Raw genomic sequence first — 337 nt, 5'->3', positions numbered from 1 at the left:
GCGTGTGATGGCTGTCTGAACGGTGAATTTGCCGCGCTGATCACAGGCCCCGTGCACAAAGGCGTTATTAACGACGCAGGCATTCCGTTTACCGGTCATACCGAGTTTTTCGAAGAGCGTTCGCAGGCGAAAAAAGTCGTGATGATGCTGGCAACCGAAGAACTTCGCGTGGCGCTGGCGACCACGCATCTGCCGCTACGGGCGATTGCAGACGCCATCACCCCTGCGCTTTTGCACGAAGTGATTGCTATTTTGCATCACGATTTGCGGACCAAATTTGGTATTGCCGAACCGCGCATTCTTGTCTGTGGCCTGAATCCGCACGCGGGCGAAGGCG

General features: G+C 56.1%; 1 protein-coding gene. It reads left to right on the top strand.

Annotated elements, in window-relative coordinates:
* The coding region (locus tag J4G32_RS20740) for a 4-hydroxythreonine-4-phosphate dehydrogenase PdxA (RefSeq protein ID WP_210497530.1) at positions 1–337 on the top strand (337 nt) is incomplete at both ends.

It is taken from the genome of Microvirga antarctica (assembly GCF_017921815.1).
Taxonomy (GTDB): Bacteria; Pseudomonadota; Alphaproteobacteria; order Rhizobiales; family Beijerinckiaceae; genus Microvirga; species Microvirga antarctica.
Note: the sequence above shows the minus strand (reverse complement) of the source record. Positions and strands in the feature narration are given on the sequence as shown.